16 protein-coding genes and 2 pseudogenes are annotated in these 14700 nt (G+C 50.8%); 16 read left to right on the top strand and 2 right to left on the bottom strand.

Features of this window, described 5'->3' with window-relative positions:
* Window positions 1–11 precede the first annotated feature (11 nt).
* Window positions 12–494 (bottom strand): redox-sensitive transcriptional activator SoxR, encoded by a 483-nt coding sequence (soxR, locus tag HALTITAN_RS10145; RefSeq protein ID WP_039859139.1) that lies wholly within the window; start codon window positions 492–494, stop codon window positions 12–14.
* A gap of 104 nt (window positions 495–598) precedes the next feature.
* Here soxR and HALTITAN_RS10140 point away from each other — a divergent pair, with 104 nt between their 5' ends.
* Together HALTITAN_RS10140 and HALTITAN_RS10135 are read left to right on the top strand one after the other, a co-directional pair.
* Window positions 599–1036, top strand: coding sequence for a VOC family protein (locus HALTITAN_RS10140; RefSeq protein WP_009287048.1), 438 nt, complete (start codon window positions 599–601; stop codon window positions 1034–1036).
* 116 nt (window positions 1037–1152) lie between these two features.
* Entirely contained in the window at window positions 1153–1575 is a 423-nt protein-coding gene (locus HALTITAN_RS10135) for a VOC family protein (protein ID WP_039859138.1), read from the top strand.
* A gap of 146 nt (window positions 1576–1721) precedes the next feature.
* Here HALTITAN_RS10135 and HALTITAN_RS24845 read toward each other — a convergent pair.
* A pseudogene (locus tag HALTITAN_RS24845) lies at window positions 1722–1898 on the bottom strand (transposase); the annotation flags it as partial.
* Between the two features lie 430 nt (window positions 1899–2328).
* Between HALTITAN_RS24845 and HALTITAN_RS10130 the strand changes: the two are divergent.
* The 14 genes and pseudogenes from HALTITAN_RS10130 (at window position 2329) to HALTITAN_RS10065 (ending at window position 14657) form a co-directional block, all read left to right on the top strand.
* On the top strand, window positions 2329–4161 hold the full coding sequence (locus tag HALTITAN_RS10130) for a LodA/GoxA family CTQ-dependent oxidase (protein WP_009287046.1): 1833 nt from the start codon (window positions 2329–2331) through the stop codon (window positions 4159–4161).
* A complete protein-coding gene (locus tag HALTITAN_RS10125) occupies window positions 4161–5243 on the top strand; it encodes an NAD(P)/FAD-dependent oxidoreductase (RefSeq protein ID WP_039859137.1) in 1083 nt (360 codons plus the stop codon). The genes HALTITAN_RS10130 and HALTITAN_RS10125 overlap by 1 nt, the downstream gene beginning before the upstream one ends.
* A gap of 3 nt (window positions 5244–5246) precedes the next feature.
* Window positions 5247–5639 (top strand): annotated as a pseudogene (locus HALTITAN_RS10120) (VOC family protein); the annotation flags it as partial.
* 427 nt (window positions 5640–6066) lie between these two features.
* Window positions 6067–6945 carry a class I SAM-dependent methyltransferase gene (locus HALTITAN_RS10115; protein WP_039859136.1) on the top strand — a complete coding sequence of 293 codons (879 nt, stop codon included), beginning with the start codon at window positions 6067–6069 and terminating at the stop codon, window positions 6943–6945.
* A 128-nt stretch (window positions 6946–7073) separates the two neighbouring features.
* The gene (locus HALTITAN_RS10110) at window positions 7074–8135 is read left to right on the top strand and encodes a MerR family transcriptional regulator (RefSeq protein WP_161609177.1); all 1062 of its coding nucleotides are present in this window, start codon (window positions 7074–7076) and stop codon (window positions 8133–8135) included.
* Between the two features lie 945 nt (window positions 8136–9080).
* On the top strand, window positions 9081–9545 hold the full coding sequence (locus HALTITAN_RS10100) for an NUDIX hydrolase (protein ID WP_039859133.1): 465 nt from the start codon (window positions 9081–9083) through the stop codon (window positions 9543–9545).
* Window positions 9546–9584: 39 nt separating this feature from the next.
* Window positions 9585–10010 carry an N-acetyltransferase gene (locus tag HALTITAN_RS10095; RefSeq protein WP_039859132.1) on the top strand — a complete coding sequence of 142 codons (426 nt, stop codon included), beginning with the start codon at window positions 9585–9587 and terminating at the stop codon, window positions 10008–10010.
* A gap of 61 nt (window positions 10011–10071) precedes the next feature.
* Window positions 10072–10506 (top strand): GFA family protein, encoded by a 435-nt coding sequence (locus HALTITAN_RS24835; RefSeq protein WP_083868779.1) that lies wholly within the window; start codon window positions 10072–10074, stop codon window positions 10504–10506.
* 265 nt (window positions 10507–10771) lie between these two features.
* Complete coding sequence (locus HALTITAN_RS10090; protein WP_009287042.1) at window positions 10772–11194, top strand: hypothetical protein; 423 nt, start codon at window positions 10772–10774, stop codon at window positions 11192–11194.
* Between the two features lie 271 nt (window positions 11195–11465).
* On the top strand, window positions 11466–11951 hold the full coding sequence (locus HALTITAN_RS10085) for a YehS family protein (RefSeq protein WP_039859130.1): 486 nt from the start codon (window positions 11466–11468) through the stop codon (window positions 11949–11951).
* A gap of 131 nt (window positions 11952–12082) precedes the next feature.
* Window positions 12083–12526 carry a hypothetical protein gene (locus HALTITAN_RS10080; RefSeq protein ID WP_009287040.1) on the top strand — a complete coding sequence of 148 codons (444 nt, stop codon included), beginning with the start codon at window positions 12083–12085 and terminating at the stop codon, window positions 12524–12526.
* A 65-nt stretch (window positions 12527–12591) separates the two neighbouring features.
* Window positions 12592–13152 (top strand): hypothetical protein, encoded by a 561-nt coding sequence (locus HALTITAN_RS10075; RefSeq protein ID WP_009287039.1) that lies wholly within the window; start codon window positions 12592–12594, stop codon window positions 13150–13152.
* A 476-nt stretch (window positions 13153–13628) separates the two neighbouring features.
* Complete coding sequence (locus HALTITAN_RS10070; RefSeq protein ID WP_022523102.1) at window positions 13629–14048, top strand: MarR family winged helix-turn-helix transcriptional regulator; 420 nt, start codon at window positions 13629–13631, stop codon at window positions 14046–14048.
* A 90-nt stretch (window positions 14049–14138) separates the two neighbouring features.
* Window positions 14139–14657, top strand: coding sequence for a class IV adenylate cyclase (locus HALTITAN_RS10065; RefSeq protein ID WP_039859128.1), 519 nt, complete (start codon window positions 14139–14141; stop codon window positions 14655–14657).
* Window positions 14658–14700 lie beyond the last annotated feature (43 nt).

Here is a 14700-nt window from a genome sequence, read left to right as displayed (position 1 = left end):
ACTCTTAAGGTCTATGAGCTAGCGCTTGGATCTTGCTGGGCTCTCGCTTTCTGTTCTGCCTGATCGAGAAGCACCGGGCCGCTACCTGATTCCGCCAACTTGTCGTCCGGGTTATAGAGCGGGCAACTGGTCATGCTCAGACAGCCGCAGCCGATACAGCCTGCCAGGTTATTACGCAGCTTTTGCAGATAAGCAATCCGGCCATCAAGCATCTGCTGCCAGTTTTTTGAAAGCTGTTGCCAGTCTTCAACCGTCGGTGTGCGGTTATTGGGCAGTGATTCAAAAGCTCGCTTGATCTCATCCAGACTGACGCCGACTTTCTGCGCGGCTTTAATCACCGAAATCCGCCTAAGTACTTCTGGTTTGTAACGGCGCTGGTTGCCCGCATTGCGCCAGCTTTGGATCAGGCCTTGCTGTTCGTAAAAGTGCAAGGTACTGACTTTAATGCCGCAGCGCTTTGCCACCTTGCCAACACTCCAAATTGCCTCTGCCATCACGCACTCCTGAATCTTTTTTGCCATTTTTTTCCAAAAACAGCTTTACCTCAAGTGAAGTTGAGGTTTTATCCTGCCATTTCACTTAATGCAAGGAGACACTTATGTACTTGGAACACGTGAATCTGGTCGTTGATGATATGGATGCCATGCTGGATTTTTACCGCGCCGTATTCCCGCATTGGCGGGTACGCGATGAAGGCCATGGCGAGTGGTATGGCAAACCGCGTAAATGGGTGCACTTTGGTGACGACGAACATTACCTGGCGTTAAGCGATCACGGCGAAGGCGCAAACCGCGATCTGAAAGGCCACAGCGTTGGCTTGGCCCATTTTGCCTATGTGACCGATAACCTTGATGCCGTTGTGGCCAGGTTAAATAACGCGGGTTATGCCATTGCCAAACCAGGAGCTGTAGAGCCGTTTCGCAAGAATGTCTATTTTGTCGATCCGGCCGGTTTTGAGGTGGAGTTTGTCGAGTATCTGAGTGACATCCCGGCGGAACGGAATTTAAACCGCGATGCTCAGCAAACAGCAACGTAGGAGAGATAGACAATTAGCGGTGTTTGGTAGTCAAGCATGCTCTTGATAAGCAGGGGTTTGTAAGCAATAACGAGCCAGAAAGTCTCTTTTTTAAAACTAGAAATTTTGGATTGATAATGAAAATAGATGTCGGCTTTACGCACATTGCGTTATCAGCAAGTAACTTAGATCAAAGTATTGATTTTTATCAGCGCTATGCCCACATGTCTGTCATTCATGAGCGAACAGATAAGGAAATTGAAAAGCGAGTCGTTTGGTTGTCAGATAAATCACGGCCATTTGTATTAGTGTTAGTACAAAGCAGTAATCCGGTTCCTATATTAGGGCCTTTTGCCCACCTGGGTGTTGGTTGTAAAAGCAAGAGTGAAGTAGATGATTTATGTGACCAAGCTAGGCGCGAAGGAATATTGTCCCGGGAGGCGACTGATAGCGGCTATCCGGTAGGCTATTGGGCATTCATAAATGATCCTGATGGACATGTTTTAGAAATTTCGTATGGACAGGAAATCGGCTTAACGGTTGAAAGATCGGAAACTTAGGGGCGCAGCAATACCGCCTCTGTTGCCGATTGCTCCGTTGAGTATCTTTCAAAACTGTCGTGTGAGCTGTTTAAAGCCAATCAGTAAGCAGCCTGCCCAGCACAGTGAACGCATGGTGGGGGTCAGTACGCCGCTCTTATCGTGTTGCAAGTGACGCCGGAACCGCATCCCATTTCTTGAGGTAACACGTCCCACGGGATGCCTGACTTAAGAACAAACAGGATGCCGGTCAAGGCGGCACGGTTGGAAACACATGGCCCACCACCATCATGCTTGGGTGAATCCAGTGGCAAGAGCGGCTCAACAATTCCCCAAAGTTCATCAGGACATTTTTCTTAGCCATAATAGCTAAGCTAGGCACGTAGGTGAGCTATTTCAAGGGTTTTGCAAGGAGCTCTTATCAATTCAGGCTGTATAGCTGCCTTCCTGTGTTTAGAGATTAGCTATAAGTTTACACCGACTGATTTTGGGAATCGTAGGAGATAATGGTTGGGTTGTGTTTAATAAACCCTTAAGCGGGGAAGGCCAGTTACCTTGTAAAAGGTAGCAGCGCAATTTGAATAGATGAGACCCAAATTAAATTTCACCTTTTGCAGTGAATAAGTGGCTGTCTTGTTCTATCTTGGTAAGCAGCAGTGTACCGCTGATCCAGCTTTACTATTTCTTCAGTTACAGTTCAGAGATTCATGAGCCTATGCGGCGCCAGAACACCTTCGCTTCATGGTGTCGTCCCATACAAAAAGGGAGTGACAGATGTCTGAGATCGCTTACGCCAAAATTCACCCGGCCATTGGTATCGCCAGGGTGGGCAATTCCAAACAAAGCGACGGTTTTTACATCGGCCCCCAGGTCACCGAGCCCCTGCCCAGGGAACCGGGGGCCTATCGGGACGCCACTGGTGCCTTGAAGCGCGAGGTCGCCGAGTTCCGCATCTACGCTTACGACGGCAACGGTAGGGTAGTGCGGGAACTGACCATGGATCCTACCACCGAGATTACCTGGACAGTGGAGGTAGCTAACCATAAAGCGGCTTGGTACAACTTCGAGCTCGCGTTGGATATCCCCGAAGCTGAGACGGCAGCGCCTTCCACGCGTCGTAACGCCGAGGTGGCTCTGCGGGATAGGCACAATCTGTCCATTACCCCAGGAGCGCGTAGCATCAATACCTGTTCCGGCGTGGCTCAGTTTCAGGGCGGCACGTTCATGGGAATAGAGGTGCCACTGGGGGAGTTACGCACCGACACTGTTGGTCGCCTGCAGGTATTCGGTGGCCATGGGCGCTCCGCTTCCTATCAGGAAAAGCCACCCATTACCTTCGCCAATAATGACGGCTGGTATGATGACACCAGTGACGGCCCCGTGACGGCCACAGTATTGGTGGATGGCCGTCCGATTACCGTGACGCCAGCCTGGGTGGTGGTGGCTCCGCCCAATTACGGCCCACAGCAGAAAGCAGTGCGTACCATGTACGCGCTGATGACGGATGTGGCTATCCAGGCTGGCCAGTTACCGGCACCCACCAGACCTTCCTTTACCGACGACATACTGCCCATCCTCAAAGCCATGTGCGATCTACAATGGATGAATGCGGGCTTTGCCGCTGGCTTCGGCTATGGCATGCCCCAGTACTTCCTGGAGCACCGCTACCTGTCGCAACTGGCCGAGCCGGGTGAAACCTACGCCGAACTTAGGCGCACCGTGGCCAATAGCTTCCGCAATCCCCAGGACGGCGATATCTCCATGAAGCCTTGGCCCTGGATCTATGGCGATGCCATGAATGTTCCCATGCCAAATGTGCCCGACGCTATGAACACCCTGACCACCACCCAACTGGCACTTCTGGACAAGTGGGCAGAAGGGGATTTTGAAGCGGACTACGATCCACATCGGCAATCACCTGAGAGTATCGACAAGGTTCCGTTGGAGCAGCAGCCCGCTATGCTGGACAGAGCAGCGATGGAGTTCTGCATCGCCGACGCTTTCCATCCGGGGTGTGAGATGACCTGGCCGGTACGCCATAGCACCATGTATATGGAACCCTACCGCTGGCGCCACCGCAGTCCCGAAGATCCGGAGCCGGACTACGGCACGACCCTGACTCCGGCCATGGTGAAGTCTTATAACGGTCCTCTGTACGGCCAATCCCCCGGTTCTATCACCCGTTGGATGGCTATTCCCTGGCAAACTGACACTGCCAGTTGCCGCTCCGGCTACGACACCGAATACGATCCCTATCTACCCACCTTCTGGCCTGCTCGGGTACCTAATCAGGTACTGAGCAAGGAGAACTATGACACGGTGATGAACGACTCGCTGCCGAGAGAAGAGCGCTTGGCTGCCTACCATCAGCGTGCCGACTGGGATCGCACCCTGGGCGCTGGCCACAATAAACAGTTGGCGAGAATGGTGACTGATTTTGATCAGATGGGGATCGTAGAGGTGCAGCCAGGGCTCAACGGGGATCCCGACTTCCCGCCGCAGATGCAGGTCGAAGATAGAGGCGGCCGTGACTTGACGCCTGAGGAGCGGCATGACACAGACAAAGGCATGCGGAAGCTGTTGATCGAACAACGACGCGGCCGCTAATGGCTAACTATCGCCCCTTCGACGTAGTGATTGTTGGTGCCGGGCCCGCAGGGCTGGCACTCGGCGCCCTGCTGCGGCCGGAGCATCGGGTGCTGGTTCTGGAACGCCGGGCTTTCCCGATCAGGTCGAGCCCCATTGGGGAGTCCCTGCCGGGAGCGGCCGCTGTGCTGCTGCAGCGTCTTAACCTGATGGCGGCTTTTCGAGACGCGGGACACCGGGAGCGGGGCGCTGCAGTATCAGTGTGGGATAATGACAAGCCGGTCTGGAGGGATGCCATCCAGGATCCGGCTGGCCCTGGGTGGTATCTGGATCGGCGGGAATTCGAGCAGATGCTGCGTCGGCGAGCCCAAGATGCCGGGGTGACGCTGGGGGAAGGCTGCAAGCAAATGGATATCCGCCATCGTCAGGGCCAGTGGCTCCTGGATACGACACTGGGATCGTTCAGGGCGCCGGTGTTGGTTGACGCCACGGGCCGCAGTGGGCACTTGGGGAGCCGATTGGGATTACGGCGCTACGCCGATGATCCTCTGATGTGTCTCTACAGTTTCCTGGATCAAGCGGCTGAGAGCCAGGACGCTACTATGCGTATTCAGGCGGATGCCCGTGGCTGGTGGTATACGGTGCCTCTGCCTCATGGGCAGCGGGTGTTGGCCTACCACATGGACATCGATGATCCGCTGAGCCGTCAGCTGCTGCGCCTCCCCGACGCCCTTCTGGCCCGAGCCAGGGAGCATGCTCTGTTGGCAGAGGTGTTGGAGGGGCTGGCTCCTGCCCGTGTACGCGGGCGACCGGCTGGCACTTCTCTGTTGGAAGTAGACCAGTTGCCGAAGGCGGGATCGGGATTTCTGGCCATCGGTGATGCCCTGCTGGCTTTCGATCCACTCGCTTCCCAAGGGCTCTTTCATTCCCTGGCCTCGGCAGCCAGTGCGGCCAAGGCTATCGAGTCTGGTTTGCACCAATCACTGGGTGCCTACCAGCAGGAGATGCAGGCGGTTAGCCAGCGCTATCTCTGGCATCTCAAGGCCAGCTATCAGGGGCCAAGGCGTTTCAGTCAGGAGGCCTTCTGGCAACGGAGGCAGTGAATTGAAGGCCATGGCGAGTGATATGGCAAGCCACGCAAGTGGGTGCACTTTGGTGACGACGAACATTACCTGGCGTTAAGCGATAACGGCGAAGGGGCGAACCCCGATTTGAAAGGCCACAGCGTTGGCTTAGCCCATTTTGCCTATGTGACCGATAACCTTGATGCCGTTGTGGCCAGGTTGAATAACGCGGGTTATGCCATTGCGAAACCAGGAGCTGTAGAGCCGTTTCGCAAAAATGTCTATTTTGTCGATCCGGCCGGTTTTGAAGTGGAGTTTGTCGAGTACCTGAACGATATACCGGCCGAGCGGAATTTAAACCGCGATGCTCAGCAACCCGTAACGCAGGGAGAAACGCAGCAACAAGCAGTGCAACAACGGAAGGGGGAGGTGTGATGAACTATGGGTAGGTTTGGATATCCCAGGCAACTACGATCCTGAAATGCGTAACAGACTAGGAGCGCAATCTGGGCTTATCGCTCATTCAGTAGACGGTGTTTTAGATGACACAGACTTGTTCGCTGCGCGTTATTTAGGCCAGCGCGTGATGCAAGTCAGCAAGAAGTTTGCGGCATGCGGCCTATTCAATTGGGTGCTCGGGAGCCCCCTTCCATTTACTTCGTGACGTCAATCCACAGTAAAGAGGGTCCATTATTGCTCATATGCCACCGCTCTGGTGGGTAGATTAGCGTTTTGATACAAAATTCTGGATCTGCCTTAGTAGGTTAAAAAAAGCACTAAATTAATTCGTTCTGGGATATTGACCTTCACGCAACGTGAGGCCTTAGAGTCCCTGCATTGTTAAAAAACGATGGAGCTAACAATGCAGGATCCGAAGACGATTCAGACCTCAAAGGCCAATCCCAACGACTCTGCCCATCGCGTGGCGATTGCCCGTGCGGTGCATCAGTTGTTGGACGAGCCAAGAGTATTAGATGATCCTTTGAGCTTGTCCCTGCTCGGTTCAGAGCTTGGTAAAGCAGTGAGTGCTGACCCATTTGCTTATAACGACTCTAGCGCCCGTTCCATGCGCGCAGGCATTGTCGCCCGTAGCCTGCTTTCAGAAGATACACTAAATGCAGCTGTAGCAAGGGGCGTGTCTCAGGTAGTGAGTCTTGGTGCTGGTTTGGATACCTACGCCTTGCGCTATGGTGCAAGCATGCCTCATGTGAATCTGTATGAGGTGGATCAGCCAGCAATGCTGAAGCTCAAACAAGATCGGGTGGCGCAGGCCGGATTGACGATACCCGCCAAAATGCAGTTTGTAGCAGTTGACCTGACGCGGCCAAGCTGGCTTGAAGTGCTGTCAGGGGCAGGTCTCGATTGTACTCAGCCCGTTGCTATTAGTTGGATGGGCGTTAGCCCTTACCTGACGCCGGAGCAGGTATGTAATGTGTTGGAATCGGTGGCTGGCTTGCCTCCAGGGTCGATTATTGTCTTCGACTATCGTGTGGCTACCAATTTGCTCAACCCCATCGAACAATCGATAGTCGCTGTTTCTGAGCGGATATTCGCTGCCATGGGGGAACCTTGGCTCTCGCAGTTCCATCCTGCAACGTTGGTGGAGGGGTTGCAAGGAATGGGCTTTGCCCAGGTGGACAATAATGATACCACCAGCCTGAACCAGCGATATTTTCACCGGCGTAAGGACGGGTTGCAGATTGCCGGCGGTGGATTTAATTATATTGTTGCTTTGCGATAAATCGTGGTGCGCGTCTGGGGGAAGCGCTGGGTAAAATGGCTCAGTTGCTGTGATAAACGTACACCGAGTCAAATCAATGCAATCAATAAGAGCTGATGGAGAAAGTAGAAGGAGGGAAGGCATCGCTCATGAGGCAAAATAAAAGCGACGATATCCTTAAGCCTATGCAAGCGGGTGAACTAGCTCGGCGCGCTGGTATCACCGTGCGTACTCTGCATCATTACGATGCTTTGGGGCTCCTCAAACCTTCGGGTCGTACCGAGGCTGGCTATCGCCTCTACCATGCTCAGGATATTGCTTGCCTACAGCGTATCCAACTGCTTAAGAACCTGGGGTTCACCTTGGCAGAGGTCGCCTCACTTCTGCAAGACGATGCCCGTCATTCTATCAAAACGCTTGTGAACGACAACATCACAGCCCTAAACGCCCAAATCGATAGCGCTACGCGCTTGAGGGATCACTTGCAGCAGCTGCGGAATACATTCGCTGGAGAAGCAGAACCCAGTACTGAGGCATTTCTCAATACTCTGGAATTACTGGAGGCTTATAGTCGCTACTTCTCCAGGGATGAACTTCAAGATCTGCGTTTTTACACACGTCAGCGTGCCACGCGGGCTCAGTGGCAACTGCTGCTGGATGAATTAAATACTCTCCAGGCCGAAGGCGTAAAGCCGACCGCTCCTTCAGCCCAAAATTTAGCGGTGCGCTGGATGGAGCAACTAGAGCAGGATACTACTGGTAACCCTGAGCTACTCCGTAAGCTGAGCCTGATGGCCGAGCGAGAGCAGGCTCTACGGGACTATCTGTCCATTGAAAGGGAGCAGTTGAACTTCATCCAGCAGGCTTTCCTGGAGCACAAGCTAGCGATCTTCCGCCGCCACCTGAGTCCGTCAGTCTATGCCTACTTGGCTGAGCGTTATGGCGACTATATGAAACATTGGCCGCCTCTCCTCAGGCGTATTAACCAAATGCTGGAACAAGGTATTAGCCCCGAAAGCGAAATCGGTCGAGAGGTGGCTCAGGATTGGTTGGCCATCTTTCAAGGCTATGCTGGTCAGGACCCAAAGGCGCAAGCAGAAATACGCAAGGTGCAGATGAACGAGCCAGAACTTCGCCGCGGTACTTGGCTTCGAGATGCCCAACTCGATTTTCTTCAGCGCGCACTGGCGGCGCTGCGGCAATATCACTGAGCTGCCATCAGGGCATTTGTAATGCCTTGTGACAAGCGGAGACTTGTATTAGATTCAAGCGCTTGGCGTCTAGTTGACCTGCTCCTCGCTTTCTATTCCAAAGTGATCTCAGTAACGTTCATCACTACAGAGGAAAATAAGTTTGAGAGTCGATTCACAGAAGGAAAGATTATCTGCAATCTGAAGCTCCCCGAAGAAGAGAGCGCCCAGGTCAAGAGGCTGTTGGCCGAATAAAATTTAAACCGCCATGTTCAGTAACAAGCATAGCAGCCTCCATAGGGGGGCGCTGGCCAGCGATGGAGTTATTTTTTTAGTGAAATTAAGTATAATTTATATTAGCTGTTAAGTTCTGGAGTTTTAATGAGAGTTGAAACTAAAAAAGGGATATCGGAAAGTGAGAGACATTACGTAACCCAATGGAAGGAGAGGGGGCCGGAAGAGGGGCACGGTGAAGAGTGGACACCTGTTTCCTGGCATAGCAGCGCTTACTAGGAAGAGAATAAATCTATTGGGCACATTGGCTTTGATCGTTTTGAAGTCTTAATCGATGCCGTACGTACCTCGTTTAGTGATTGGTGGTGTTTGTTTACTTCCTACAGCAAGGTGAGAAAGTGCTTTCTACCTTTGAGTTCATGCATTGTGGCGACTTAACCACAGATGGAGGGTGCTACAAAGTGAACCCTAGTGATAGGGAGCTAGGCTCTGACTGAAAAACTGGCTGTGCTCGACCATACGGCGTTAAAAATCGGCTCGTGCGCGAGTCCTATCCGTCTTTTCGCCGATTTTGGCCTTGTCTGGCCTTCGCTCGCCGACTTTTCAGACAAAGCCTAAAGTAATATTGTATTGCTACTGCGAAGATTGGTCAGTGTATCGGCTGGCCTTTTACACATCTCTGCAGTTGCGAAAGCCGACGTTAATATTTATAGGAGCAGCGGAGCATTAGAAATGGAGACAAGAAAATCATCCAGGTTAATAATCGTTGATGAAGAAGGACGTTTACTGCTGTTTTTATATCAAGATGAACATCAGTCTCCGTTTTGGGCCACCGTGGGAGGTGAGCTAAAACCGGGAGAGAGCTATGCTGAGGCTGCGAAACGTGAGCTATATGAGGAAACAGGTTTAGCACAAGACGTTGGAGAAATGTTAAGAGAGCGTGATGATGTTTACGCCGTTGCGAGATCGGTGCCAGCGCGGTGGCTTGAACAGTACTTTTTAGTTGAGTGGCCTGCAAACAGAGAGGTGTTTGCCGCAAAGTGGACAGATGAGGAGAAGAGCACTATTCAGCAGTGGAAATGGTGGAGCCTTGACGAATTACTCGATAAAGATCCCTCACTCTTCAAGCCTGGGTGGATTCCTGATTTACTTGGCTCTGTACTGCACCGGCAACATTTATCACATGGCTCTCCGTGATGCCATTGGTGCAGTTGATTATCAGAAAGGAATATGCAGATGATTCGCAAATATCGAGAGTCAGATATTGATCAAGTGCTGGATATCTGGCTTTCAGCCTCAATTAAAGCACACGCTTTTATTGGATCAGATTTTTGGCGCTCAAAAGTTGGTGAAATGCGTGATGTATATCTCCCTGCATCGGAGACTTTTGTATTTGAATCTGAGGGACAATTAGCTGGATTTTACAGTCTATACGAAAATACGTTGGCCGCCGCTTTTGTGTCTCCAAACTTACAGGGGAGAGGTGTGGGGTCTGCGCTTATTAACGATGCCAAGAGCAGAAGGGAGTGCTTGCAACTGACGGTCTACAGTGAAAATTTACCAAGTATCAATTTTTATAAGAAGCATGGATTTATTGTATTAGATGAGAAAATGGATGAATTAACGGGTCATCCTGAGTTAGTCATGGAGTGCTGCTGTTAACAGCGATTCGCGGTCTGCGGTCGTCTAGGGCCGCTTGCTGCTTAAACCAAAGGAATATTCAATGAAAGGTGAATGTCTGTGTGGGGAGATTAAGTTCGAAATCGAAGGGAAACTGCCGAACTTCTATCAATGTCACTGCTCTCTGTGTCGCAAAGCGACAGGGTCTGCGTCAAATACGGCCACTTTTGTAAAAGCGGATAGCTTCCGTTGGCTTTCCGGCCAATCCAAAATCAGTACCTTTCAGAAGCCAACCGGCTATCGGAATGATTTTTGTTCGGTCTGCGGTAGTCTGGTACCCAACCAACTGAGAGACACGGAGTTGGTATGGGTTCCCGCTGGTTTGCTGAATGATGAGACTGCGTCGCAAATATCTATTCATCTTCACCTTTCTTCATCGGCTTCTTGGGCGTCAGAATCAGATGGTTGTGTTCGTTTGGATGGTGGCCCTGATAGTTTGGAGTCACTTAACCAGGCATTGCAGAAGCCAAGTCGTTGAATGCAGGTCGAATCTTTGCCATTGGTAGCTGAAATGTCCTCCAATGCCTCTAAGGAGTGGTCTGATGGCGCGAGCAGCTAGGACGACCACTCAAGCAAAACATACCAACACCCCAGCACAAAAACCGTAAAATGATCGCCCGTAGAGCCATCCCCAAAGGGTATAATGCCACCGGTGACGGTGGGGTGGCTTCGTTACATACGTTGATTTTCAGCAGGTTTGTTTACTTGTTACTATATTTTAAATAGAGAAAAGGCAGTCGTTCATGATTAACACCAAAATATACAAGGCGGTTTACGAACTCGCTGAAAAGCTCATGAAGGCTGCCGATAAAGAGGATAGAGAGGCTTTTGATGCGCTCTATGCGCAGTTGGAAGCTATTTGCACCGAGAATGAGAGCACCGATAAAGATCATCCAGAGCAGTGGGAAACCTTGGCTGACTTCACGGAAGAGCTGGATGAGGCGCTGGCAGTCTACGAAAAAGCCTTTGAAAAGGCCGTCGCCGTTAACTCAAAAGATCACATGTCATCCATTGCGTTCTCCATGGCGAAGTTGCAGGTTGAACTGGGCCAAACCGATGCGGCTATCAGTAATCTTAAAAATGCCCAAGTCACGGCCAATAAAATTGAAGATGGCGAGCTTAAAGACGAAATTGACGAGCTGCTTGGGAAACTGACCACAGGTTAGGGTTTGTACGAAAAGTCGGCGAGCGAAGGCTAGACAAGGCAAAAATCAACGAAAAAAGGATCGGATTCGCGTGCGAATTTACAGGTTGTAAATGAGCATTTTGATCGGACTCGCGCACGAGGTGATTTTTAACGCCGTATTGGCGAGCGCAGGCAGTTTTCGTACAAAGCCTAGTTTATTTAAGCTGCTGATTTTAATCATATATCACGATAAACGTAGATGCACATAAAGCCTGATTGTGCTGGGTTTGCCTAAGACTAGGGACACTATTTTGACCAATAACGATATTTTTCGCCGTATACGTTACACCTTTGATTTAAAAGACAGCACCATCGTGGATATCTTCGCCTTGGCAGAGGTCAGCGTGGCTCAAGAGCAGGTAACGGCCTGGCTGAAAAAGGATGACGACGACGCCTTTGTCACCATGAAGAACAAAGAGCTAGCGGCGTTTTTGAACGGCTTCATTAGCTTTAAGCGTGGTAAGCGCGAAGGGCCACAGCCCGTGCCAGAATCGCAGTTGAACAACAATATGGTGTTCCAGAAGCTGCGCATTGCGCTGAATTTAAAGGCTGAAGATATTTTGGCTGCTTTTGAACTGGCTGGCTTCAACCTAAGTAACCATGAATTAAGTGCGTTTTTCCGCAAGCCCAGCCATAAGAATTATCGAGAGTGCAAAGATCAGGTGCTGCGAAATTTCTTACTCGGCATCCAGCTTCAGTTGCGGCCAAACCAGGAGGCTCCAAGCTCTGAGTCCTGAGCTTAATCGCCTGAATTCATATAATAGCTGCAGCACTTTGTATCATACGGTATAGGCCAGCTGCTGCTTCGATGTGACGTTTTAACAGCTGTCGAATCGAGCGGTCATTGGCGGTCTAACAGGAGAGTGTAATGTCTATAGATCCAATGGCGGTATGGGCGAATATGACATTGAAAATCTGGCCTGAACGCTACTGGATGTTCGATCTTAGCGATACATCCGCTCAAGATGTGGCTAACGTGTTCGTGGCAAGCGATGCTCGGTACAGCTGTTTAATTCGCGATCAGGCAGGTGTATCCGCGATAGTCGACGAGGCGGCTCTTGAACGCTTAAAAACTGAGGTCTCGATAAGAGATAGCTTCGGCCCGTTTCGAGTTGTATCAACGGATGGCGAGCTTCCTTTCGATGTGATTGGTTTTCTCGGCCCTGTTCTGCGAGTGCTAAATGAACACGGCATTAAAGCTGGCCCGCAGTGTGGTGCCGTATTCGATCACCTGTTTATTTATGAACGAGATGTTGAGCGGGCGATGGCCTTTCTAGAGGATTTCATTAGCCAGGCTAGGGCGTGTCAATAAGTTGCTTTGATATGTCGCTCAACGGGGCGTTTGATGGCTATTAGCTTGGCCGAAGGCATGAAACAGTGAGTAGACCCCCAGATTTTGCTACACACTATTATTTGCGAGAGACTGGCCCGTTTCGGAGTCTCTCAGAGCTTCCTGCGAGCTCGGAAGATCCTGTATTTCAAGATATCCTAACTCGTCATCAGCGTGATCCCGGTTACCGGCGGCGCTACGGTAGGAATTACATAGGAGTCCGACGTGAGGTTGAAGCTCGGCTGCGAGAACTCTTCGTTGCGCGTGGAGGTAAACCGCGCCGTGATCATCCCTTCTATCTAGTGCTTGGAGAATCCCCTTGGTTTCGTGACCTGAACGCGAACCAAGGTGAGCTTAGAATCCCTCTCTCTGAGCTCGACCCCGAAGTAACGTCTTTGACTTACCCGGATAGCTTTATTGCGCTAACCCGAGACGACAAGCCTTACTACAATCAAGTGTTTCTGCTTAATGAGGTGAGTAGGCTCGTTACACGCTTCGGTATTCCTGCCAATGATCACGAGATTCCTTACGAGCGCTATTGGGAAACAGATTTTGAGCTCTATATCGAGGTGCAGCTTTGGGACACTCCACCCAACTTCAAAGCCTAGAAAACAATTAATTCAATTTTTTGGGAATGAAGGCAGCAAAATTGCGCTATATAAGCATCGGTGAAGGTAGGCTTTAGCGTTAGGCTTTGTACGAAAACTGCCTGTGCTCGGCCATGCTGCGTTAAAAAACGGCTCAAAATGCTCATTTACACTCCGTAAACTCCGCTTTTTCGCCGTTTTTTGCCTTGCCTGACCTTCGCTCGCCGACTTTTCGTACAAAGTCTAGTGCCTTTCTCGAAATGGGAAGCAGTGGTGCCTTCGTGTCGCATTTTATCCTGAAGATGAAGGACGGATTCTAATTCTCTTTGTCATGAATTAGGAGAGTCAGCCTCGTGCATACATGCATGAGAGCAGCTAACCTGGCATTTCACTCGGTCATCAATAACCGCTAACGACCATTTTCTTGCAATATGTTTGACTGCTCAATCATTTGAGTATATATTTGTGGGATCAACCATCGCGCAAGAGTAATGACTATGTCGGAAAATATAGAGGCAGGATTGGTGTTAAGTGTCATCAACCTGCAAAGTAAAATCCAAAAACGGATTGGCAGTGCGCTTTCCGCGCATGGTATTGGCCTGTCCGATTATCTGGTTCTCAATCAGCTATACACCGCACCCAATCAAAAAGTACGCCGTAGCGATCTTGCTGAACAGGTTGGGTTGAGCCCATCAGGGGTTACTCGCCTTTTAAATCCTATGGAGAAAATAGGGCTGGTTAAGAAGCAGGAAAACCCTCGTGATGCCAGAGTCAGCCTGGTGGCACTTACCACTGCTGGGACAAAAATTTATGAAGATGCGCAAGTTTCGTTTAAACATGCTTCTGCCGCATTGCTTGAACCACTTGATAAGAAAGAGTTAGATGAGTTTTATAAACTGTTAAAGGCAGTGTTGTAGTTTTGCTTGCCCACTGGGCATTGACTCTTGATAGACCAGCCAGCAGATTTCAAGGGTTTGCACCGAACGAAAGCGGCGGAGGCACTTACCATGGCCAGAAATATTGAGATCAAAGCACGTATCGACAACATCGAAGCGCTCGAGTCCAGGGTGGCTAAGATCGCGGACAATGGGCCTACTGAGATAGTGCAAGACGATACCTTCTTCCATTGTGAGGCTGGTCGGCTGAAGCTTCGGGTGTTTTCAGAAAAGCACGGCGAACTCATTTTTTACCTGCGCGCCAATCAGGCAGGCCCGAAAGAATCGTTTTACGTTCGCTCGCAAACCGATGAGCCTGAGGCGTTGCGAGAGACGCTTTCGCTGGCTTATGGTGAAGTTGGCCGTGTTCGAAAACATCGCACGCTGTATCTTGTTGACAGGACTCGTGTACATCTCGATAGAGTGGAGGGCCTTGGGCACTTTCTTGAACTTGAAGTGGTACTTTCCTCCAGTGAGTCATCACAGCCCGGTGTGGAAGTCGCGCACCACTTATTGGATCGGCTCGGTATCGAGTCATCCCAGCTCATTGAAGGCGCTTATGTCGACTTGCTCGAGGAAAAGGGGAGCTAACCATCCATTCTACAGGCTCTAACCAAGGAGCCGCGGGAGGTTG

This window comes from Vreelandella titanicae BH1 (assembly GCF_000336575.1).
GTDB classification, from domain to species: Bacteria; Pseudomonadota; Gammaproteobacteria; order Pseudomonadales; family Halomonadaceae; genus Vreelandella; species Vreelandella titanicae.
This window is presented reverse-complemented; position numbering and strand designations above follow the sequence as displayed.

Coding starts and splice junctions, on each gene's coding strand:
- soxR (WP_039859139.1), bottom strand. CDS start 494: ATGGCAGAGGCAATTTGGAGTGTTGGCAAGGTGGCAAAGCGCTGCGGC.
- HALTITAN_RS10140 (WP_009287048.1), top strand. CDS start 599: ATGTACTTGGAACACGTGAATCTGGTCGTTGATGATATGGATGCCATG.
- HALTITAN_RS10135 (WP_039859138.1), top strand. CDS start 1,153: ATGAAAATAGATGTCGGCTTTACGCACATTGCGTTATCAGCAAGTAAC.
- HALTITAN_RS10130 (WP_009287046.1), top strand. CDS start 2,329: ATGTCTGAGATCGCTTACGCCAAAATTCACCCGGCCATTGGTATCGCC.
- HALTITAN_RS10125 (WP_039859137.1), top strand. CDS start 4,161: ATGGCTAACTATCGCCCCTTCGACGTAGTGATTGTTGGTGCCGGGCCC.
- HALTITAN_RS10115 (WP_039859136.1), top strand. CDS start 6,067: ATGCAGGATCCGAAGACGATTCAGACCTCAAAGGCCAATCCCAACGAC.
- HALTITAN_RS10110 (WP_161609177.1), top strand. CDS start 7,074: ATGAGGCAAAATAAAAGCGACGATATCCTTAAGCCTATGCAAGCGGGT.
- HALTITAN_RS10100 (WP_039859133.1), top strand. CDS start 9,081: ATGGAGACAAGAAAATCATCCAGGTTAATAATCGTTGATGAAGAAGGA.
- HALTITAN_RS10095 (WP_039859132.1), top strand. CDS start 9,585: ATGATTCGCAAATATCGAGAGTCAGATATTGATCAAGTGCTGGATATC.
- HALTITAN_RS24835 (WP_083868779.1), top strand. CDS start 10,072: ATGAAAGGTGAATGTCTGTGTGGGGAGATTAAGTTCGAAATCGAAGGG.
- HALTITAN_RS10090 (WP_009287042.1), top strand. CDS start 10,772: ATGATTAACACCAAAATATACAAGGCGGTTTACGAACTCGCTGAAAAG.
- HALTITAN_RS10080 (WP_009287040.1), top strand. CDS start 12,083: ATGTCTATAGATCCAATGGCGGTATGGGCGAATATGACATTGAAAATC.
- HALTITAN_RS10070 (WP_022523102.1), top strand. CDS start 13,629: ATGTCGGAAAATATAGAGGCAGGATTGGTGTTAAGTGTCATCAACCTG.
- HALTITAN_RS10065 (WP_039859128.1), top strand. CDS start 14,139: ATGGCCAGAAATATTGAGATCAAAGCACGTATCGACAACATCGAAGCG.